Source organism: Amycolatopsis samaneae (genome assembly GCF_039541975.1).
Classification (GTDB): domain Bacteria; phylum Actinomycetota; class Actinomycetes; order Mycobacteriales; family Pseudonocardiaceae; genus Amycolatopsis; species Amycolatopsis samaneae.
Genome location: NZ_BAABHG010000002.1, coordinates 484,996 through 503,655, shown reverse-complemented (window position 1 = coordinate 503,655; position 18,660 = coordinate 484,996). Strand labels below are relative to the sequence as shown.

26 protein-coding genes are annotated in these 18,660 nt (G+C 69.3%); 16 read left to right on the top strand and 10 right to left on the bottom strand.

Annotated features, from left to right (window positions below; translation table 11 throughout):
• Positions 1-32: 32 nt before the first annotated feature.
• Both ABD987_RS05570 and ABD987_RS05565 read right to left on the bottom strand, forming a co-directional pair.
• Positions 33-1,148 (bottom strand): DUF1648 domain-containing protein, encoded by a 1,116-nt coding sequence (locus ABD987_RS05570; protein ID WP_345387627.1) that lies wholly within the window; start codon positions 1,146-1,148, stop codon positions 33-35.
• Positions 1,145-1,546, bottom strand: a complete 402-nt coding sequence (locus tag ABD987_RS05565) for a GntR family transcriptional regulator (RefSeq protein ID WP_345387624.1) — start codon at positions 1,544-1,546, stop codon at positions 1,145-1,147. The genes ABD987_RS05570 and ABD987_RS05565 overlap by 4 nt, the downstream gene beginning before the upstream one ends.
• A 70-nt stretch (positions 1,547-1,616) precedes the next feature.
• Here ABD987_RS05565 and ABD987_RS05560 point away from each other — a divergent pair, with 70 nt between their 5' ends.
• From ABD987_RS05560 to ABD987_RS05545, 4 genes are all read left to right on the top strand, one after another.
• Positions 1,617-1,988 carry a hypothetical protein gene (locus ABD987_RS05560; RefSeq protein ID WP_345387622.1) on the top strand — a complete coding sequence of 124 codons (372 nt, stop codon included), beginning with the start codon at positions 1,617-1,619 and terminating at the stop codon, positions 1,986-1,988.
• Between the two features lie 737 nt (positions 1,989-2,725).
• Positions 2,726-2,893, top strand: coding sequence for a hypothetical protein (locus ABD987_RS05555; protein ID WP_345387619.1), 168 nt, complete (start codon positions 2,726-2,728; stop codon positions 2,891-2,893).
• 472 nt (positions 2,894-3,365) lie between these two features.
• Positions 3,366-4,130 carry a DddA-like double-stranded DNA deaminase toxin gene (locus ABD987_RS05550; RefSeq protein WP_345387617.1) on the top strand — a complete coding sequence of 255 codons (765 nt, stop codon included), beginning with the start codon at positions 3,366-3,368 and terminating at the stop codon, positions 4,128-4,130.
• Positions 4,127-4,552 (top strand): Imm1 family immunity protein, encoded by a 426-nt coding sequence (locus ABD987_RS05545; protein ID WP_345387615.1) that lies wholly within the window; start codon positions 4,127-4,129, stop codon positions 4,550-4,552. The genes ABD987_RS05550 and ABD987_RS05545 overlap by 4 nt, the downstream gene beginning before the upstream one ends.
• Before the next feature lie 22 nt (positions 4,553-4,574).
• Here ABD987_RS05545 and ABD987_RS05540 read toward each other — a convergent pair whose 3' ends face one another.
• The 8 genes from ABD987_RS05540 to ABD987_RS05505 all read right to left on the bottom strand — a co-directional run bounded on the left by ABD987_RS05540 (position 4,575) and on the right by ABD987_RS05505 (position 10,404).
• Entirely contained in the window at positions 4,575-5,081 is a 507-nt protein-coding gene (locus ABD987_RS05540; RefSeq protein WP_345387613.1) for a hypothetical protein, read from the bottom strand.
• A gap of 193 nt (positions 5,082-5,274) precedes the next feature.
• Positions 5,275-5,559, bottom strand: a complete 285-nt coding sequence (locus ABD987_RS05535; protein WP_345387611.1) for a hypothetical protein — start codon at positions 5,557-5,559, stop codon at positions 5,275-5,277.
• 130 nt (positions 5,560-5,689) lie between these two features.
• Positions 5,690-5,935 carry a hypothetical protein gene (locus ABD987_RS05530; protein WP_345387609.1) on the bottom strand — a complete coding sequence of 82 codons (246 nt, stop codon included), beginning with the start codon at positions 5,933-5,935 and terminating at the stop codon, positions 5,690-5,692.
• Positions 5,936-6,184: 249 nt separating this feature from the next.
• The gene (locus ABD987_RS05525) at positions 6,185-7,396 is read right to left on the bottom strand and encodes a helix-turn-helix domain-containing protein (protein WP_345387607.1); all 1,212 of its coding nucleotides are present in this window, start codon (positions 7,394-7,396) and stop codon (positions 6,185-6,187) included.
• Positions 7,397-7,581: 185 nt separating this feature from the next.
• Complete coding sequence (locus ABD987_RS05520; protein ID WP_345387605.1) at positions 7,582-8,214, bottom strand: phosphatase PAP2 family protein; 633 nt, start codon at positions 8,212-8,214, stop codon at positions 7,582-7,584.
• Positions 8,195-9,382 carry an MAB_1171c family putative transporter gene (locus ABD987_RS05515; RefSeq protein WP_345387602.1) on the bottom strand — a complete coding sequence of 396 codons (1,188 nt, stop codon included), beginning with the start codon at positions 9,380-9,382 and terminating at the stop codon, positions 8,195-8,197. Before ABD987_RS05515 ends, ABD987_RS05520 begins: the two co-directional genes overlap by 20 nt.
• A 7-nt stretch (positions 9,383-9,389) precedes the next feature.
• The gene (locus tag ABD987_RS05510) at positions 9,390-9,971 is read right to left on the bottom strand and encodes a hypothetical protein (RefSeq protein ID WP_345387600.1); all 582 of its coding nucleotides are present in this window, start codon (positions 9,969-9,971) and stop codon (positions 9,390-9,392) included.
• Positions 9,964-10,404: a hypothetical protein gene (locus ABD987_RS05505; RefSeq protein ID WP_345387598.1), complete on the bottom strand. Its 441-nt coding sequence runs from the start codon at positions 10,402-10,404 to the stop codon at positions 9,964-9,966. The genes ABD987_RS05510 and ABD987_RS05505 overlap by 8 nt, the downstream gene beginning before the upstream one ends.
• Positions 10,405-10,701: 297 nt before the next feature.
• On the opposite strand from ABD987_RS05505, the gene ABD987_RS05500 reads away from it, so the two are divergent.
• The 12 genes from ABD987_RS05500 (at position 10,702) to ABD987_RS05445 (ending at position 18,653) form a co-directional block, all read left to right on the top strand.
• Positions 10,702-11,019, top strand: a complete 318-nt coding sequence (locus ABD987_RS05500) for a hypothetical protein (RefSeq protein ID WP_345387596.1) — start codon at positions 10,702-10,704, stop codon at positions 11,017-11,019.
• Positions 11,016-11,438, top strand: a complete 423-nt coding sequence (locus ABD987_RS05495; RefSeq protein WP_345387594.1) for a hypothetical protein — start codon at positions 11,016-11,018, stop codon at positions 11,436-11,438. The genes ABD987_RS05500 and ABD987_RS05495 overlap by 4 nt, the downstream gene beginning before the upstream one ends.
• Positions 11,439-11,515: 77 nt before the next feature.
• Positions 11,516-12,682: a hypothetical protein gene (locus ABD987_RS05490; protein WP_345387592.1), complete on the top strand. Its 1,167-nt coding sequence runs from the start codon at positions 11,516-11,518 to the stop codon at positions 12,680-12,682.
• Positions 12,679-13,248 carry a zinc finger domain-containing protein gene (locus ABD987_RS05485; protein ID WP_345387590.1) on the top strand — a complete coding sequence of 190 codons (570 nt, stop codon included), beginning with the start codon at positions 12,679-12,681 and terminating at the stop codon, positions 13,246-13,248. Before ABD987_RS05490 ends, ABD987_RS05485 begins: the two co-directional genes overlap by 4 nt.
• On the top strand, positions 13,245-14,240 hold the full coding sequence (locus tag ABD987_RS05480; protein ID WP_345387588.1) for a hypothetical protein: 996 nt from the start codon (positions 13,245-13,247) through the stop codon (positions 14,238-14,240). The genes ABD987_RS05485 and ABD987_RS05480 overlap by 4 nt, the downstream gene beginning before the upstream one ends.
• A 337-nt stretch (positions 14,241-14,577) precedes the next feature.
• The gene (locus tag ABD987_RS05475; protein WP_345387586.1) at positions 14,578-14,847 is read left to right on the top strand and encodes a hypothetical protein; all 270 of its coding nucleotides are present in this window, start codon (positions 14,578-14,580) and stop codon (positions 14,845-14,847) included.
• Positions 14,848-14,979: 132 nt separating this feature from the next.
• A complete protein-coding gene (locus ABD987_RS05470) occupies positions 14,980-15,339 on the top strand; it encodes a hypothetical protein (RefSeq protein WP_345387584.1) in 360 nt (119 codons plus the stop codon).
• A gap of 184 nt (positions 15,340-15,523) precedes the next feature.
• Positions 15,524-16,294 carry a DUF2786 domain-containing protein gene (locus ABD987_RS05465; protein WP_345387582.1) on the top strand — a complete coding sequence of 257 codons (771 nt, stop codon included), beginning with the start codon at positions 15,524-15,526 and terminating at the stop codon, positions 16,292-16,294.
• A 94-nt stretch (positions 16,295-16,388) separates the two neighbouring features.
• Complete coding sequence (locus ABD987_RS05460; protein WP_345387580.1) at positions 16,389-17,066, top strand: hypothetical protein; 678 nt, start codon at positions 16,389-16,391, stop codon at positions 17,064-17,066.
• Positions 17,067-17,227: 161 nt separating this feature from the next.
• Positions 17,228-17,518: an HNH endonuclease gene (locus tag ABD987_RS05455; protein WP_345387578.1), complete on the top strand. Its 291-nt coding sequence runs from the start codon at positions 17,228-17,230 to the stop codon at positions 17,516-17,518.
• A 3-nt stretch (positions 17,519-17,521) separates the two neighbouring features.
• On the top strand, positions 17,522-17,707 hold the full coding sequence (locus ABD987_RS05450) for a hypothetical protein (protein ID WP_345387576.1): 186 nt from the start codon (positions 17,522-17,524) through the stop codon (positions 17,705-17,707).
• Between the two features lie 298 nt (positions 17,708-18,005).
• Positions 18,006-18,653 (top strand): Mom family adenine methylcarbamoylation protein, encoded by a 648-nt coding sequence (locus ABD987_RS05445; protein ID WP_345387574.1) that lies wholly within the window; start codon positions 18,006-18,008, stop codon positions 18,651-18,653.
• Positions 18,654-18,660: the final 7 nt, after the last annotated feature.

The window sequence follows — 18,660 nt, the reverse complement described above, 5'->3', positions numbered from 1 at the left end:
TCATCGCTCGCCGACCTCGCTCCGCGGTGTGCCTAACCTCGGGTGGGCAGCTCGATGACGCCGAACCCGGCCAGGGCCGCGACCAGCGCGATGGCCGCGAGCACGGCCCAGCTGACCGGATGTCCGAGGTTGAGCGTCCAGACCGCGCCCGCCCGCCGGTGGACGAGGACGGCCGGGTCGCGGCGGTTGAGGTAGATCATCCCGGCGGCGTACCAGTGGCGGTCGTCGTCGCGTTGCACACGCGGCGACTCGTCGTCCGTTTCGCCGGCGGGGAGCCGGTGCCCGGCGTCGCCGGCCCGGACCGCGAACACCGCCCACGCCACCGTCGCGGCGGCGAGGGGCAGGTAGCCGACGACGGTGACGGCCACCGTAGCCGGGAGGATTTCCCACACCTGCAACGAGATCACGAGCAGGCTCGCGGTGACGCCGCAGGCCGAGACGAACAGCAACCGGAGTACGCCGCCGAGGTAGGCCCGGTACTGGGCGGCCGAGCCCGCCGGGCGCGCGGCGTCGAGTTCGGGCCGCGCGCGGGGGAGGGCGACGGCGAGCAGGCCGATCAGCAGGACAAGCACGAGCTGCGCGATGACGGTGGCGAAGGCGGCGGCGAAGGTTGTGGTGCCTCGCCGTCCGGCGTCCACGACCAGATCGTTCGGGGTCGGCAGGGTCGGGGGCAGCGCCCCGTACCGCCACACGCCGATCCCGGCGGTGAGCACGAGCAGCGCCACCGCGGGCGCCAGCAGTATCCACTGTGGACGGACAGGATCGGTGCGCAGCGACGTGTCGGTGGCGACGGCCTGGCGGGTGCCGGCGTACCAGTCGCCGTCCCGTTTCGCGGCGGCGACCGCGCGGTGCGCCTGATACCCCAGCCCGCAGCAGCACGCGGCCAGGATTGGCAGCACGAGCGCGGGCGGGAGTTCCCGCCCGAACCCCAGCGAAACGGCGCCGACCACGGCGTAGGTCAGCGCGCCGAGGAGGGCGACGCCGCGGGTGTAGCGGTGACGCGCCCGGACGATCGCCGGTTCGGCCGCGCGTCGCCCCGGCACCCGGACACCGAAGGGGAGCGTGGGCCGGGCCAGCGCCGGTGCCGACCAGAACGTCACCGTGATCAACGCGATCAGCGCGAGGTCGAGAAAGGTCGACACCGTCATGAGGTGGCGTTCGCCTTCGCGCCGAACGCGGCGAGCACGGCACCGCAGCGGCCGCTCGCCTCGTCCGCGTCCAGTCCGAGCGCGACGGCCTCGGCGAGCAGCGTGCGCAGCCGTTCCTGCCACTCGTCGGCGTAGCCGGGTTCGGCGGGACCGGAGCGGGCGTCCCGGCGGATCACCGCGCCGCTCTTGCGGTTGATCCGGAGCAGGCCCTGCGCGCGGAGCAGGTCGTAGGCCTTGTTCACGGTGTGGAAGTTGATTCCGAGGTCGGTGCCGAGCTGTCGGGTCGAGGGCAGCGTGTCGCCCTCGGTGAGGGCGCCGTCGGCGATCGCTTCGACGATCCGGTCCCGGATCTGCTGGTAGATCGGCACCTCGCTGTCGAGGTCCAGGGTCAGCAACACGCACCTAGGATATCTGCTATACATTTCATAGAACAGATGGAGCAGAGCTCCGGGTGAAGGGGTGATCGTGATGGCGGTGGTCGAGGTCGTCGGTGACGAGCTGCGCGTGGGGTTTTCCCGGTGGGAACGGCTCGCGGCGCGGCGCGCCGGACTGGTCGTTCCACTGGCCGCCGTCCGGGCGGTCGAGTGCGTCGGCGATCCGCTGGCGCGTACTCGCGGGGGCCGGGTGGGTTTCCTGGTCAGCGGGCTGGTGAAGGTCGGCGTCTGGGGGCTGGGCACGGGGAGGCGTCAACTGGTGTCGGTCCGTCGTGCGGTCCCCGCGCTGCGGGTCACGCTCGACCGGGCGGCGCACGGCGGCCGGTTCGACGAACTGCTGATCAGCACGGACGACGCGGAGGGGCTGGCCGCCGCGATCTCCGGCGTGCGGACGGCGGGGGTGTGAACGCGGCCGGGGGCGGGTAAGGGCGCGGTCCGTGAATGCCACATTGGGGTTTTCTCGGTAGCGGTTGGGGTGTGCTGGTGTCGCGAATGTCGCATTCGAGACCTGTCATTTGTGCACACTCCGTCAGCGCGGCGCGGCGCCCGAGGGACGCCCTAGGTGCGTTGGATGCACCAAGGGCGTCCCTCGCTGCGCTGGATGCACCGAAGGCGTCCCTCGGCACGAGCGGGCATCACTGTAGGAGAGTCGGTGTCCCGAAAGCGACTTTCGCGACGTTCAACGTCCCCCATGGAGCGTTCGCGATATGAGCGCCAGGGCGAGACGGGCGCAAGCACGTCCTGAAGGACGCCTTGCCGACGTTCAGCGTCGCGAATGTCGCATTCGTGACATCGTCTGAGCTGGAAGCCCGCGTCCTGAGCGGGGCGTTGGGGGCGGCGAGCGATGCCGGTGGGCTTTCGTGGGGCACGCGGGGTGCTGAAGGACGCTTTCAGTGCGTTGAGCGCACCGAATGTCAAATTGCAGCTGACGCACCAAAAGGTCGGAGGCCATTACCGCAGTTCAGAGGCCTAGGGTAGGTGGGGGTGACCCGGCGGTGCTGGCAGTCGTCCCATCGAACGGGCCCCGCAGTGTCCGCAGCTCAGCCGTCCAGACACCTCGGCTGTTTCGACGTTCGCGAGCATGAGCACGAAGACGTCCGAAGCCGCGTTGAGCAGGTGCGGGGAACACACACCGTTCCGGTGATGGTCAGTGTGCTCCCGCTCGTCGGCGTCCACATCGATCCGGGCACAGCCGCGTGGATCATCACCGTGGGTGCGGCGATCCTCGGCCCGGCCGCCGTCACCGCGTCGACACCCAACACGTGGAAGGATGACGGCAAAGTGAATGAAAACCGGGCATCTGCGCTCTAAACCTGCTGGTCAGGAAGTGTCGTCCCCGCGTGGGCGGGGCTGGTCCCTCCAGATCGTGACCCGCTCGCCGATCGCGGGTGGTCGTCCCCGCGTGGGCGGGGCTGGTCCGAGGATCTTGTCGTTGGCCGAAGACCCCGTAAGGTCGTCCCCGCGTGGGCGGGGCTGGTCCGTACGACATCCAGGCCCAGCCGGACGTCAAGTTGTCGTCCCCGCGTGGGCGGGGCTGGTCCCATCGGCGGCGCGCGGCAAGTGGTGCAAGACGTCGACCCCGCGCGTGCGGGGAAGTGTGCCTGCCGCTCATACAACCCGGCGTAGAACCTGCCCGCCGCGCTGCTGCCCCGCGACGACGGGCACTCGCCGGATGTCCCGATCTACGACACCCCGGACGGGAAGCCGGGTACGCGGTGACCGGTAGCCCGGTTCTTGTCGGTGGTGGGTGACATCCTGGCGGTGAACCGCCAGGAGGGGCGCTGTGGCCGACGTCGAAGAGCTGGTCGCCCTGGTCGGTGCTGCGCTCGACGCCATGAACCGCGCCGCGGCAGCACTGGAGCAGGCCCGCGACCAGGCCGAGGCGGTCCGCGAGGGCTGGGCACAAGCGTGGCAGGGCAGGCGGGTACAGGAGGCCATCGAAGCCGAAGGCGGCGCCGAGAGTGTCCGCGTCGACGCCGACGCGCTCGCGGCGCAGCTACGCGCGACCATGGCGGATCTGGCGGCCTACCGCGACAGCCTGACCGGTTCGCCGACGCCACCGGCTACGCCGCCCGGCCCGACGACGAGCCACACCACACCACCTTCGCCCGTGCGCGGCGCGCAGGCGTCCGAGGAACCCGAACACGTCCGGGCCGCCCGCGCGCACCTACCGCCGCCGGTTGCCAAGAACACCGGCCAGAAGACCCACGGCCGGTGGACCAGCGCGGGCAGGGAAAGCGAACCGGCGCCGATCGTCAGCGGCCGGAAGGATGACTACTACCAGGACACCGAGAGGTATCTCGCGTCCATCGGGATGAGCCACTACGCCATCGCAGCGCACGTCGAGACCAAGCTGGCGGTGCACATGGCCCGGACGGGTCTGGACGATGTCACCGTTACCATCAACAACTTGCCCTGCCCCGGACCGATGGGGTGCGACACCCTGTTGCCCGCGGTGCTGCCCCCGGGCGCGAAGCTCACCGTCTACGGCACGACAGAAGACGGCGCATCAACGGTCGACACCTACATCGGAAAGGCACGAGAATGATCCAGGCGTGGTACGAAGGCCACACCGAGACCCCGGTGACCGTCACGACCGGGGCCGAGCTGGACGCGGTGCTGGACGACGTCGTCAAGGCCGGTGCGCCGCAACTGGTGCAGTTCCTGACCGAAGGGGACGTGCGTAAGCCGCACATGGACGTCGGACTCAACGGGGAGCGCGGCACGCTTCGTTACGCGGGTGAGGGCCTGCCGAGCGTGAGCTACAGCAAGAACACCGGCACGCCGTACCCGCTGCCGGAAGGGGACGAAGTGATCTACTACCTCGACCGCGCCGACTTCTACTACCCCGACGACGCGGAGATCCCCGCCACCGACGCCCGCGCCGCAGCCCACGAATTCCTTGCCTCGGCCGGAGCGCGCCCGACGAATGTCGAGTGGACCGACGAGCAGGCCCCACCGACCGCCTGAACCCACCGGGGTCAGCGCGGCCTTATTCGCAGCGAGGACCGGGCGGTCCGAACGTCGTCCCGGCGCGGCGAAGGCGGCGGTACATGGTGGAAAGCGACACGCCGCACTGCTCGGCCAACTTCGTCACAGGGACACCGTTCTCGTAGTCGGCGCGCAGAGCCTGCGGTTCCATGCGTCGCTTTCGTGAGCGGGCAACGCGAACCAGGTCGTGCCCGGCGAGGCTGCCCAGCAGGACGAGCGTGCCCCGGCTGGCGCGGTGCTCGTCGTTGTAGGCCGTGAAGGCCCTGTTGAGCCCTATGACCAACCCGAGACCGGCGGCCTCGTGGTCTCGCGGCGGCAACGTGCTCCGGATCTGCTCGGCGATGCCCGTAGCCGGGCCGACGAACAGATCCACCGTGAACGACGGCGTTCGCACCACGTTGTCCAGTTCGGCCAGCAGGCGCTCGACATCCGCGGGCGACGTGTCGAGGACAGGCCGGATTACCGCGAGCGACCGGTCAATATCCAGTTCCGTATCGTGACCTGTCATCTGCACTTCTTCACCTATCTCATGATCCTTCGCTTTCCGAGGTTCACCCGTCGTGCTCGCCCGGGGGGCCAAGCTCGCACGACGGGTGAACCGGCCCGGCCGCCGAACACCGGGGAAGGTGCGGCCAGCGGCCGGATTCTGGAACCCGGGCGACGCGGTGCCGGGGCGCAGCCGCCACCGCGCCGACCGGGGGCTAGCGGGGGTGCGGCACCGGATGCGCCGGTTCCGGATAGCCGTTCGGGGGTGCCGGGAGACCGCGCTTCTCCCGATACACGCGCTCGCAGTCCCAGCACTGACGAGCCACACGGATCACGTCGCGGTGCGCGGCGCCTTCAAACTCGGCGGGCGCGGTCGCGCCGCACAACATCGTGATCGGCTCGCCCGAGCTCGGCAACCGATTGATGTTCGTCCGGTGCCACACACTGTTGATGATCGGGTGCACGGCATCGAGGTTGATGTAGATCAGTGCAGTGCTCATCGTGGCTCCCACGTGGGATACTTCGCGTCTTTCGGCGCGGCGCCGGGCCATTTGTTCAGCTTCGGCCACCGCTGCTCGATCTCGGTTTCCACGTCGACAGGCGTCTCATCGGCGGGTTGTTCGTCGGCCATCACGCACCGGCCTGCCTGGCACGCTGGGCGGTGTCGATCCGCAGTCGCGCGCTGGACTCCGCCCGCACCGCGTCGGCCGCAGCGGCTCGCATGTTGCGGCAGATCTGCCGCACCAACGCCTCGTCGAGCACGAGCGACGGGCCCGGCCCGAGCGCGATCACAGCGACCGGGTGCCCGTCATGAGGGCTACGGGATATCCCGGTGACGATGTTGACCATTTGCCCGAGGGTGTTGACGGTGGTCACTACCCGCTCCCGCGCCCATCCCCGATGCTCGCCGGGCTCCACGGAGCGGGATCGCGTCGGGTGCGATGGCGCAGAGCGGGTGGAATCGGTGTCGGCCTGGCCGTCAGAACGCCGGTCACCCTTGTCGCCCCTATTGGCAGGGGGCTTGTCACCATCTCGCGCCGTCACAAGATCATGATGCGACGCACATCAGCACGAAGGTGGTACAGATACGCCCGGTGGCGGAGGGGTACATTTTGTACCCCTCCGTCAGGCTGTGACGAGGCCGAGCTTCTGCGAGAGATCCCGCGCGTCGCCGCGCACCGTCGCCCCGCCGTTCTCGGCGAGGTCGGTCACTGCGGCGCGAGTGAACAGGTTGAACTGGGCCGTCTCCGGCGAGTATTCCTCTGCTTTGCGAAGCAGATGTATCGCGGCGACGGATTCCCTATTTTGGTGGTAAGCCCGCGCGACTTCGATGGTGTGGAAGGACTGTCGTGTTGCCGAGCCCATGTGATCAAGGTGAACGTGCTCCGCTTGGCGTGCTGCGTCGCCAGGCCGCATCAGATCGTTCAGCATCGTGATTACGTAGGCGTCGACCATATTGCGCCCGAAGATCAGCCAGGGGTGCCGATAGCCGGTCGGAAGCGCGTTCACCGCTTGATCGGCGATGTCCCAATGCCGCCAGGCGTCGCCGTCGCGCCCCGTCTTGGCGTGCGACAGCGCCGTCGCCAGGTGCAGCAGCCCGAACAGAGCACGATCCTCAACGCTGCTCTCCGGGGACAGGAGGGCAGCGGCGTCGTGGGCGAGTTGCACGCGCGCCTCGGCTTGCTGCTCGCCGTCGCGGTACACGTGGTTGACGTACCAGGCCGCGGCCGCCATGGCGCGTGGGTCGTCCGCGTCCTGCGCTGCGATCATCGCCCGGTCGCTCGTCAACGTCACCAACTCGGGCGCTGGCTGAAAGGACAGGTACAGCTGGGTGAGGTGGTAGATCTGCGCCTGCGCGACGAGCACCGCGCGCCGGGCGTCGCCGTCTACGCGCCGGACCGTCGTCCGAGCGTCGTGCAAGAGGCCGGGCAGCAGGCTTGCGACGGCGCTGCGGTGTCGACGCGTACCGTGCCACAACTCCCAGACCTGCGCGACGCGGGCCAGGAGGCCCGCCACATCGGGAGGTCCATCACCGTTCTGCACGGGATAGGTCGCGAGAGCGCGGGCGACATCGGGAAGGTACTCATGGGACGCCTTGCCGAACGTCGGCGTCGACATCCGTTCGTCGCCGGTGAGTTCGGCGAGATTGTCGATGCCCAGGACCTCGGCCAGCCGAAGAAGGACTGGGAGCCGGGGCGGCAGCAGCCGCCCGTTCTCGATGCTCTTCAGCCACTCTGCGGACTTGCCCACGAGCCCAGCCAGAACCGGCCGGGACATGCCAGCACGTAGACGTGCGGTCTTCAGGCGTGCGCCGAACGGCATCTCAGGATCGGTCACGAAGACCACCACCTTCGTTCGCGGAGTCGACTTCTTCGCGTTGCCCCCGGTGATCAGCCGGGGGCGTCCCTCCGCGAAGAGGTGCAACTAACAGCGTAGCCGCTACACGACTGGGTGAGCAGACCCAGCAGTCAGTGCCCGGCGCGAACTGTACGTTCGTCGGGAACGGGAACTGGAGTTGGTCACTACAGCATCGCGGCGAGCCCGAGGTAGACACCGCCGCCGACGACGAGTCCGGCGGCGGTGCCGATGGTGACCTGGGCGGTGGTGTGGTCGCCGAGTTCGACGCGGGACCAGCAGACCCAGAGCACGCCGAGGGCGAGCAGGGCGGCCCAGGGGCCGTAGACCTTGATCAGCATGAGGGTGGCTCCGGCCGCGACGATCGCGTGCATGCTGATCTTGAACTTCAGGCCGAAGGTGACCAGCACGGCGACGAGCAGGCAGGCAAGTTCGGCGGCGGTGAGCGCTACCAGGTCGCGCGGGGCGCCGCCGAGGAGCAGGGCGGCGAACCCGGTCGCGAGCGAGGTAATGCACACGGCGAACGGGACGACCCGCCCGGCTCGGTTGGTGACGTGGTGGCTGTCCCACTTCCCGCGTTTCGCGCCGCGCACGATGACGGCCATGGGGACGACGGCGCCGGTGATGCCGATGACCAGCCCCCACAGGATGGTGCGGCCGAGGTGGTAATCGGTGACCTTCCACGCGACGGCGAAAGGCAAGCCCAGCACCCACACCCACGGAGCCAGCACCTCGGTGGCGAGCCGGGCCAGTGTCCGCCGGGTCCCGCCGGTCGCGGTCTCAGTGGGCTGGGTCGGCATGGTGCTGGGCCTCCTGGCGGCTCTGGGCGACGACGGGTGAGGTGCTATAGGCCGTGGCGACGGCGGCCAGCCACGCGGCTTCGTCGCGGTAGTCGATGGTGACGGCCGGGGTGAACGATACTGGCCGCTCGGCGTTGACCGGCGCGCCGTGCTCCGCGGTGACCAAGGCCGTGGCGATGGTCGCGGCCTGCGCCGTCGCGGCGGGCGGGTGGCCGGCATCGGGGCGCGCCTCGGCCTCCGCCAGGACGCGCGCGTGGACCGCCGGGTCGATCCACGGTTGAAGCGCGCCTGCCAGCACGTCGTTGATCTCGGTCATCCGTTGCCGGACCCGGTCGGTGATGTCGGCCCGGCCGATCTGCTCGAACCGCACTTCGGGTGCGAAGGTGACCAGGTCTCGCCACAGCGGTTCCATCTCGCGGTAGTGGCGGCGCATGAGGCGCCGGGGCGCGACGGCGGGGACGGTGATCCCGGCCATCAGTAGCAGGATCGCGGCGGTGGTGAGCAGTCCGGGCAGCACGCCGTTGATGACCTGCGCCCACCACGGCAGACCGGCCGCGACGGCGACCGACGTCAGTGCCTTGTGCACGGCGAAGGCCAAGCCGAGGATGCCGCCCCAGCGCAGCAGCCGCAGGCCGGTGCGCAGGTAGCCGCGGGGCAGTTCGCGGGCGTGGCGGGCGACGAGGACCACGTCCAGCATCGCGAGGCCGAGGTACAGCTCGAACACGGCGAGGTAGGCGACGGCGAGCGCGTGGTTGCCCGCTTGACCGGTGATGGCGGGCAGCAGGTCGCCGTGCATCGGGCCGAGCACGTACAGCACCGCCAGCGTGACCTGCGAGCCGATCAAGATCCGTCGACGGGTCCGCAGTTTCGGAGGAACGTCGGCGACCGGGACGGCGAGGTAGAGCACGAACGCCTGGAGCCAGTACGCGGCGAGCACCCCGAGCACGTGAACGACGTAGTTCGGCAGGGTGGTGATCCCGAACAGCCAGCCCGGCGCGCCGAAGTCGACGCCGAGCAGCAGCGCGACGTCCAGCGCGGCCAGCGCCTTGACGTTGGCCAGCAGCGCGGGGGTGCGGGATCGGCGCCACGAGCGGATCCAGTAGTACAGCGCGCCGGTGACGGCGAAGATGATCAGCACCGATTGCAGGTTCGCGAGCAGCACGAGCATGGGGGTTCTAGTCCTCCAGGAGGCGGTAGCGGTCGGCCTGGGTGTCGCCCGTGGCCGACAAGTTGGGGCGCGTTCGGCGCTCGATGAGGTAGGCGAAGGTCTCCGCGGCCTGCTCCTGGTCCGCAGCGAAGCAGCCCGCGCGTTGCACCGCGCGGGCGATCTCGGCCGGGCAGGGCGGCCCGTCGTCGATTCCCGCTGGTTCGGCCTGCTCGTCGACATGGCGGCAGCAGATGTGACCGAGTTCGTGCAGGATGATGCGCCGCTGGTGACTGGGCGTGGTGTCCTGCCGGTAGAACACGTAATCCGCGCTCGCACGCGGCGTCCAGACCCCGTGAGGCAGCGGCTCGTCGATCCGCCGCGACTCGGCCACCAGCGACTCGGGGTAGGGCTTGATCACGATAGGCCGCCCGCGCAGCCGTGACAGCCGCGCGGCCAGCTCGGTGTAGGTGACCGTCGCGGACAAGTCCAGTTCGGACACCAGCCGCTTGACGTCCTCGGTGCGCGTGATGCGCTCCTGACTGGTGATCAGCACGCGGCGGGGTCGGCGAAACCGGTCGAGCAGGCGGCGCAGCATGGTGCGCTCAGCCATAGGTGTCCGCCGTACCGTCGTCGTTCTCCAGTTCACTGACGTGATCCGTGAGCTGGTCCAGCAACGCCTGAAACCGATCGGATACCCGACGATCTCCCCGCAGCAGCATGGCGTGTTGGCCGCGTGGCGCGGGTATGTCGGCGTCCGCGCCCGCGCTGATGCGCATCCGCCACCGCTCGTAGACCTCCAGGTCGAGGAAGAACCCCGCCGGGACGCCGAAGAACTTCCCGAGTCCATAAAGGACATTGGCGCGCGGGTTGTCCTTGCGCCCGTTGCGCAACTGCCACAGATAGCTGTGCGAAGCCTCTACGGCATAACCGGCCAAGGCTTCGGAAACATCACGATCGCTATACGGCTTCCCATCTTCGCGCTTCCGCTTGGCGTACAGGAACGTCAGCGCCTCCTGGATCGAGACGCCCGCCCCGGTCACCATTCCTCCATTTTGTTTACAGGTGTAAGCATTTTCGGCCGAGTTCCGTGTTTTTAGTTGACAGGCGCGGACACAGTCCCGCTAACCTCGGACACGGAAGCGCTGCCCACCAGCGCAGACCCGCCACCAGAAAGTGTTTACGTACATAAACATTCGACATCCTCGCGATGCGCGGCCCACCCGGCCGACCACGCAATGACTTGCACTCCCAGAGATCCTTATCGGGCGTCTTTGCGGTGTGTTAACGATTCAAGGGGCTTCACTGTAGTGACGAACAGCACAGCACTCGAAGGTGATCGTTTGGACACGGAGCGTCCGCCCACGCGTCCCCTCGACTCTTTCGCCCGCGTCATCCGCGACCTACAGCGGGTCAAGACACAGCAGGCCAAGCTCAAGGCACGACGTCAGGACCTTGAGAACCTGCTCAAGGCCGCACTCGTCGCGACCGACGCGCAGATGGGCGCGGTCGGCACCGTCGACGGTGTCCCGAGCGTTTCTTTTGTCCCACAGCAGCGGACCACGCTGGACCAGACCACTTTGAGAAAGCGCTATCCCGAGATCGCGCAGGAGTGCAGCGCCGAGCAGGAGGTGTGGACCTTCCGCCTGCTGAACCCATGACCGGCCCCGTGCCCCTGCGCGAGCTGGTTACGCTGGCCAAGGCCATGGTGGTCCAGACCAGCACGAGCGGACGTCCTGCGGGCGCTGACGAGACGGCGGCGACTATCGCCGCGTTGCTGACCAGCGAACCCCGCAACGAATCCGAAGTGCTGACGATCCTGGCCGTGATCATCGGTGACGCGCTGGCCGACCCGTTCCGGGAGACCACCGCGAACCGTTGGCGACCGTTGCTGCCCGCGTGGGTGCAACCCCAGCTCATCGGCGCGACCGTGACGCGCCTGCGCGCCGCTGGCCTACTGGTCACGACCGGACGCTACGCGCGGTGTACCGACACCCGGGGCCGCAACGGCGGCAAGCCGCAACCGATTTACTGCCTCGACGTCGCCGCGCTGTCCGAACAGCGCGCAGCAGCGTCCTGACTTCGCTCCGGCCCGCCGTGCTCGTTCACGGCGGTGCCTTGCCATGCCCGAAATTCTGTTGACCAAGGAGATTCCCTGTGGCGCGCGATCACGCCCGCTTGGATCTGTACATCTGGAACGACGACGACTTCTGTGCTCTGTCGGCGTCGGCGAAGCTGATCTACCTGCAACTGGTGTCTCAATCGAACCTCACCTACGCCGGGGTGCTGAACCTGTCGGTCAAGCGCTGGGGCCGCCCGCACCCGGACCTGGACCTGGCCGAGGTGCGCGCGGCGCTGGCCGAGCTGGACGCCGCGCGGTTCGTGGTGATCGACCAGGACACCGAGGAACTGCTCGTCCGCAGCTTCATCCGCAACGACAAGCTGTACAAGCAGCCGAATGTGCTGCGCGGCGCACTCAGGCGCGCGTTCGAGATCGAGTCGCCGATTCTGCGGGCCGCGCTGGCGGCCGAGCTGCGGCGGCTGCCGGTCGAGATCACCGGTCCGGCCCCGCTCGTGGCGGCCGAGGCGCTGGAGACCGGCACGCATAAGGCGCCACCAGAATTGGAGGCGGCGATGCGGGTCCGCGGTTCGGCCCGCCCGGCGGCGTCGGCGCGGCCCGCCGAGGCCGGCCGCGTCGGCTCGAGAGCGAACCCTTCCGCGAACCCTTCGCAGAAGGACCAGGGAGAAGGGAGCGGGGAGACAGGAGAGGCATCTCTTCCTTTGCGTAGCAAGAAAGAGGGGTTCCCCGCGCGCGCCACGCGCGACGCGCGTTCTGCCGCGCCCTGGCACGCTCGGCAAGATGAGGCCGATCACAGCGACGACACCGGCTCGGCCCGGCAGCAACGGCGGGCCGAGGCCGCGCGGCTGGTCGAGTTCTACGCCGAGTCGGTGCCCGCCCGCGTCGGCGCGCAGCTCGTGGCCGAGGTGATCCCGCTCCTGCGCGAGGGCATACCCGGCGCTGCCGTCGGCGCAGGGCTGGCGGCCTGGTCGACCAAGAACCTGCCGACCAGCTTCCTGCCCATGCTGGTCGGTGAGCAGATGCGCGCGGCTCGTGTCGCGGGCACCGACCCGAAAAAGAGGGCTCGGGACGCCGCGATGGCCGCCCGTTTCGAGGACCTGCGCGCGTCCGCGATCGCCGAGAATGACCAACACGGGGTCGGCCTGGCGATCCGGCAGGCCCGGCCGCAGCACGCCGACGCCGACCAGCTTCACGCGCTCCTGGACGCCGCGCTGACCTCGGCCGCCGAAGGACAGGCGGCATGAGCACGATCTACGCGGTGATGAGCCGCAGCGACGTGCGCGGCCTGCTCATGCGGCACACCGACGCGCACGTCACCGACGAGCTGGTCACGGCCTGGCTGGCCGGGCTGGCCGGGTACTCCCTGGCCGAGTGCCACGCGGCGCTGACCGCGATGGGCACCACCGCGCGGCGGGCTACCCCGTCCGACGTCGCGGGAAGCTGCGACGCCGCACGGGACCGCCCCGCGGGGCACTCCGCCAGCGCGGCGATACCGCCGCAGCAGCGGCGGCCGAGCACCAGCTCGACCGCGACGACGCGGCGGGAGTACCACCGGCAGGCCGGGCTGCGCGGCATCCGCAACGCCTACGCGGCCATGGGCTGGGAACGCAACCCGGACCACGACCTAGCGCGCTCCGTGCCCTGCCCGTTCTGCAAGGCGAAGGCCGAGGTGGTGTGCGGACCGCTGTCCCGCAACCGCGCCGGGCACAAGGAGAAGCGCGACCCGGTGACCCGGATGCACCCCTCCCGTCTCGAACGCGCCCGCCAGACGACCAGCACACCCCACGCTCACAAGGAGATCGCACGATGACCACCCGCGCCGCCTCGGCCGAGAACCACGACCAGGACCGGTGCGTGCTTGGCTGCCGCACCCGCGAGGGCCTGCCGTTCCCGGTCCAGCACGGCTACCGCACATGCGACCCGTGCGCGGACGCGCTGCGCACGGACATTCAAGAGCTGGCGCGGCTGTTCCCCGAGCTGGTCCACGCGGCCGTCCCCAGCGGCGGGTCACCCAGCACCGGGCGGACCTCACCGGGCTACGGCTCGCGTTCCCCGGCGCGGGACACCGTCCTGGTGCTCACCGACCGACGCACCCGCGCCGAGGACGACGGCGACCCCCACTCGGTCCTGGAAATCCTGTCCAGCTGGGCCGACAACATCCGCGAGGACACCGGCATGGGCATGCCCGACGCGAACGCACGCGAGGCGGGAAGCCTGCTGGTCGGGTGGCTGGACTTCACCGCGAACCAGCCCTGGGCGGGCAAGCTGGACACCCCGCTGAGCAAGCTGCGCGACGAGATCACCGAACAGCTCGGCCTGACGCCGCGCACCGTCGTCGGAGAAGCCGCGTTCCTGGTCGAATGGCTGGATTGGATCACACGCCAGTACTGGGTGACCGACCTGGCCGACGAGATCCGCGACCTGCTGTTCATGGTGCGCACGGTGACCGGCACAGCCGAGGCCACCATCCCGGTCGGCACGTGCCCGGTACCGAGCGAGACGCCGGGCTGGCCGTGCGGGGCGCAACTGCGTGTGCGCGCGAACGCGGAGTGGATCACGTGCCCGCGCTGCCGGACACGATGGCCGCGAGCGAGCTGGGACGAGCTGAGCGACGCGCAGGGCACCCCGGTGTCCGACGTCGCGGCACTCTCGGCGTGGCTGACCGTTCCGCCGGGCACGCTGCGGCGCTGGCGCAGTGAGGACGGCTGGACCAACCACGGTTCCCGGCGACGGCCGCTGTACGAGCGCAACGCCGTGCTGGCGTCCTGGCAGCGTCGCCGCGGCGCTCTCCTGGCCGGCTGATGGCGGGTGCGGGACCGGCGACCCCGCCGCGAAGACGGGGCTAGAACCCGCCGGTCCCGCGTGCTCCACCGTGATCAACGGAAGGGGCACCGCCAGTATATGGGGCGGGTCACACAACCCGGAAACCCTTCCCTTTGTCGTGAAGTTCAGATAGTATTGTTCTTGTTGGGAACGGACCTAGAACCCCGGACCCGACGACAAGAAACCGTGATCAGCGATGAAGGGATTTCCCTTGCGAGACAACATGATTCAGTGGTACGTGGTGTACCGCTTCACTACCCCGTCCATCCGACTGGACGGTCACCTGATGGGACTGCGTCCCCAGGACCGTGGGGCCGTGATCGTGCCGCAGTGGGAGCCGGTGATCGTGCGCCTGTTGGCCGACATCACCAACGGCGAACCGTGCGCCTACTGCTTCGAGCGCCGACTCCCGAAGTGTCCGGGAATCACGCTTCACGTAGCGATGGAGCGCGATCGCGCCGAATGCGACACCGCCGAGCTGCTGAACACGGCCATGTTCGAGCTGCCTGCCGAAATGGGCTGGTTTGAAGCAATGAGCGAGATCAGGCACCGCCTGGCATCGGACTGGGCCATCTCCGACCAGTAGTCCCGAGCGCTAGCCCGCGCGGGGCGGCGGAAACCCCTCCGCCGCCCCGCTTTCCCAGCACTGCCCGGCAGGGCCGGGCAAGCTGCTCGGCTGCCGGGCGCACACTTCCTGCGCCTGAAAGGAAAGTCGGAGATGACCGACCACAATGGACATTCTGATGACCGCCACGTCTGGGTGGTCTACCACGTGCCAGAACTCCCGGACCCGCAAGTTCCTTCGATCCTGCGGACGTTTCCAGTGCTCGCGAACCCCTCGGAGTGTCGCTACTGCGAGGCAATCGAGGCGGTGAGCCCGTGCCCTGGCGCGCAGGCCCACGCAGAGATGGCACGCGCGAAACTGAGCGTTCGCACCGGCCTGCGCTCGTTGCACGTGGAGCTGTTCAGCATGCCGCCGCACGTGTCCGTGCTGATGTGCGCGAACCACCTGTACGGCTTGCTGGTGCGACGCATAGAGAACGACCACGCGACCGGAGACGGCGACACCGGCGCGTAGTAGTCCGCGCTGTCCGGACCTGACCGCAGGGCGATCCGCCTCAGCCACCAACGTGGGGCGGATCACCCTGCGACATCCTTCCCAGTGTCGCTAAGTTCAGATAGTATTCTTCATGTCGGGAACGGAACTAGAACCCCGGGCCCGGCACCACCAACCACCGTGATCACCGGAAAGGAACGCCACCATGGCTACCACTCACGACATCGCCGACAAGGTCCGCAAGCTGCTGGACAAGGCCGAGGACGCCGCCGTCACCGAGGAAGAGGCGAAGACCTACTCGGCGAAAGCCGCCGCCTTGGTCGCCAAGTTCAACCTGGACGCCGCGATCCTCCGACACAAGGAAGGCAAGCGTCCCGAGCCGATCCGGCTGCTTGAGTTCGAGGTGTCCGGGCAGGGCTGGCACGGCAAGGCTCGCGCCGCGCTGGTCTACCGCGTCGCGGAGGCCTACGGCGCCGAGGTCTGCACCCTCGGGAACAAGATGAACGGTGCGCCTCGCTGGGTCCTGATCATGGCCCCGGCCGCCACACTCAAGGCGCTGGAACTGCTGCTGCCCTCCATCCTGCTCCAGGCCGAGACCGCCGGAACGGAGGCCGCCCGCAAGCACATGGCCGAGCGGAAAGGCATGTTCGACACCGCCGCGAACGCGAACATCGAACGGCGCTCGTTCTTCCGGTCCTACCTGCCCGGCTACGGGAACGGCGTCGCCGAGAAGATCGCCGCGTCGCGCCAGGAGATGGCCGAGAAGGTCAAGGGCAAGCCGGGCGAACTCGTTCTGGTGACCGACGCGGAGCGCACCCGCGCCGCCTTTGAGAAGCGGTTCCCGGACCTCAAGACCACCGCCGCCGACAAGCACAACGAGGCCGGAGCAATCGCGGGCCGCCGCGACGGTCGGACCGCCGACACCGGTCAGGCCAAGGTCAGCGGCAAGGGCAACGCCGCGCTGAACGGCAAGTAAGCACCACACGGGCCGCCCCGGTTCCGACTCGGAACCGGGGCGGCCCGTTAGGCTCACCATCACCACGAGAGGCGCCGAGGGAGGGACCAGACCCGTGATACCGGCAGGCCGGACACTGATCACGCAGGAAGACATCGCCGCGCTGTACGACATGAGCCTGCGCACCGCCCAACGGGCCGACCCTCCGCCATGGAACCGGCCCGGCCACCCGGCACCGGTCAACGCGGATCGAGGCAAGACGCACCGCAAGCTGTGGGACGCCGAGCAGGCCAAGGCGTTCGCACTCGGCAAGGCGGTACCCGAGCTGCCCACGGTTCCCGAGCCACCCGAGAAGGGACACCCCGAGGACATGCTCGATCGGCCCGAGGCTGCCAAGGCGGCAGGGCTGAGCACCGCTACGTGGTCGCGGTACGAAAGCATGGAACGGCAACGAACCCGCGCCGAGGGCGAACACCGGTTGGTGCCCGAACCTAACCGGGAGTTTGGCGGCGAGCCCTTCTGGTTCCGCCGCACCGTTGAGACCTACCGCGCCGAACGCGCCGACCCGGACCGCAAACGCGGCGGCGGACGTCCCGCAGGGACCACGGAGAAGACACCGCGCGGGGAGCTGGCCGCACGCGTGGCCGAGCTGCTGAACGAGCAACCCGACGGCGAGCCACTGTCCACACCGGAGATCGCGCGCCGCCTCGGAGTGAACTACCGCACCGCGCAACGGCACGTGAAAGCCCACCGCGAACAGAACTCGGTTGCGTCTGACCAGCACCGAACGTAAAGTCATTCATGTTGGACCCGTGTACGCACACAACGGTCCGCACGGACAGCGGTTGAGAGCCCCGGCAACTTCCCTCACGGTTGCCGGGGCTCTCCCGCGTCACCACCCCTGGTAGTTCGCCACGCGGACCGCCTGCAGGACGGTCCCGGGGCGGTGAGCACATGCTCGCCTGGTCCGGTAGCGACCGAGCTTCCCGACTCCCGCGCGACTGGCCGCGCCGCCGTGCTCGCATCCTGCGCCGTGATCCCGTCTGTGGTGTCTGCCAGCGCGCACCGTCGACCGAGGTCGACCACATCACCCCCGGCGACGATCACTCGGACGCGAACCTTCAAGGCATCTGTACGCCGTGCCACGCGAGCAAGAGCGGACGCGAAGGCGGCCGTGCCGCTGCCGCGCGCCGCGCGTCCGCGTACCGGCCCACCGAGCCGCACCCCGGCCTGATCGAAAGGTGAACCATGCGCGTGAAGCTGCTGCGCAGCCTCGGCGGACACCCCGCCAACACGGTCGTAGATCGCGACCAGGCCGCCGCCGAATGGCTGCTGGCCACAGGTAACGCGGTCGCCGCCGACGACGCCGAGGCGGAGACCAGCGCGGCGCCGCGTGCGCGGCGCTCGTCACGCAGCGCCACCCCTGGGGGGTGACCCCCGCCGCCCGCGACGCCCTACCGGTTAGGCATAGCAGCTCGCCGTCTGTACGAAACTCCGGCGATTGCGCACCGCCACCGCGCGGCCCGCCAGTGGCCGGCCGCGCGGCGCCACATCCACCCACGTCACGGAGGTGACGCGCTGCCCGCAACCCCGCCTCGACCCCGGACCAAGGATGCCCCCGAACCCGATTTCCGCCCCACCGACCACGTTCCCCGCCTCGATCAGATCTCCCCGCGGACCCTCCTCCGCCGCGCCCGCGCCGCCGCCCGGCGGACCCCACGCTGACCCGGACGTGCCGCTGCTGGTCGCACCGTGCCACTGGTCCGCGGCGAAGTTTGCCGTCCTGCGCTGGCACTACTCCGAGAAGATGCCCGTCAGCAAGATCGCCCCGTTCGGCGTGTGGGAACACGGCGAGTTCATCGGCGTGATCATCTTCGGTCGCAGCGCCACCGCGAGGCTCGGCAACCCCTACGGCCTCGGACAGACCGAATGCGTGGAACTGCTGCGCATCGCGCTGGGAGACCACGAACACCCGGTCACCCAGATGCTCACGGTGGCGCTGCGGCAGCTCCGCGCAGCCTGCCCCGGCCTGCGGCTGATCGTGTCCTACGCCGACACCGCCCAGGGCCACCACGGTGGTGTCTACCAAGCCGGGTCCTGGATCTACACCGGCACGACCAGCCCGCACAACGCGAGCTACGTCGTGCACGGCAAGCTGGTGCACGGCCGAACCCTGCGGCACCTGGCCGTGGGGCGCCCAGCCGGGGAAACCGCGGAGCAGTTCGTGCGGCGCACCATCGATCCCGAGGTTCGCCGCGTGAACGATTCGCGGGTCAAGCACCGCTATCTCTACCCGCTCACTCGTCGAGTTCGGCGCGCGGTCACTCCGCTGGCCAAGCCCTACCCCCGCCGCTCCGAGCCGGAGCAGGCCAAGCCGTAGCCGAGGG

What these genes read in the sequence shown, in the direction of transcription:
- ABD987_RS05570 (WP_345387627.1), bottom strand. Translation starts at nt 1,148, where the DNA reads ATGACGGTGTCGACCTTTCTCGACCTCGCGCTGATCGCGTTGATCACG.
- ABD987_RS05560 (WP_345387622.1), top strand. Translation starts at nt 1,617, where the DNA reads ATGGCGGTGGTCGAGGTCGTCGGTGACGAGCTGCGCGTGGGGTTTTCC.
- ABD987_RS05555 (WP_345387619.1), top strand. Translation starts at nt 2,726, where the DNA reads ATGGTCAGTGTGCTCCCGCTCGTCGGCGTCCACATCGATCCGGGCACA.
- ABD987_RS05545 (WP_345387615.1), top strand. Translation starts at nt 4,127, where the DNA reads ATGATCCAGGCGTGGTACGAAGGCCACACCGAGACCCCGGTGACCGTC.
- ABD987_RS05540 (WP_345387613.1), bottom strand. Translation starts at nt 5,081, where the DNA reads ATGACAGGTCACGATACGGAACTGGATATTGACCGGTCGCTCGCGGTA.
- ABD987_RS05535 (WP_345387611.1), bottom strand. Translation starts at nt 5,559, where the DNA reads ATGAGCACTGCACTGATCTACATCAACCTCGATGCCGTGCACCCGATC.
- ABD987_RS05520 (WP_345387605.1), bottom strand. Translation starts at nt 8,214, where the DNA reads ATGCCGACCCAGCCCACTGAGACCGCGACCGGCGGGACCCGGCGGACA.
- ABD987_RS05515 (WP_345387602.1), bottom strand. Translation starts at nt 9,382, where the DNA reads ATGCTCGTGCTGCTCGCGAACCTGCAATCGGTGCTGATCATCTTCGCC.
- ABD987_RS05510 (WP_345387600.1), bottom strand. Translation starts at nt 9,971, where the DNA reads ATGGCTGAGCGCACCATGCTGCGCCGCCTGCTCGACCGGTTTCGCCGA.
- ABD987_RS05505 (WP_345387598.1), bottom strand. Translation starts at nt 10,404, where the DNA reads ATGGTGACCGGGGCGGGCGTCTCGATCCAGGAGGCGCTGACGTTCCTG.
- ABD987_RS05495 (WP_345387594.1), top strand. Translation starts at nt 11,016, where the DNA reads ATGACCGGCCCCGTGCCCCTGCGCGAGCTGGTTACGCTGGCCAAGGCC.
- ABD987_RS05485 (WP_345387590.1), top strand. Translation starts at nt 12,679, where the DNA reads ATGAGCACGATCTACGCGGTGATGAGCCGCAGCGACGTGCGCGGCCTG.
- ABD987_RS05480 (WP_345387588.1), top strand. Translation starts at nt 13,245, where the DNA reads ATGACCACCCGCGCCGCCTCGGCCGAGAACCACGACCAGGACCGGTGC.
- ABD987_RS05470 (WP_345387584.1), top strand. Translation starts at nt 14,980, where the DNA reads ATGACCGACCACAATGGACATTCTGATGACCGCCACGTCTGGGTGGTC.
- ABD987_RS05465 (WP_345387582.1), top strand. Translation starts at nt 15,524, where the DNA reads ATGGCTACCACTCACGACATCGCCGACAAGGTCCGCAAGCTGCTGGAC.
- ABD987_RS05455 (WP_345387578.1), top strand. Translation starts at nt 17,228, where the DNA reads ATGCTCGCCTGGTCCGGTAGCGACCGAGCTTCCCGACTCCCGCGCGAC.
- ABD987_RS05450 (WP_345387576.1), top strand. Translation starts at nt 17,522, where the DNA reads ATGCGCGTGAAGCTGCTGCGCAGCCTCGGCGGACACCCCGCCAACACG.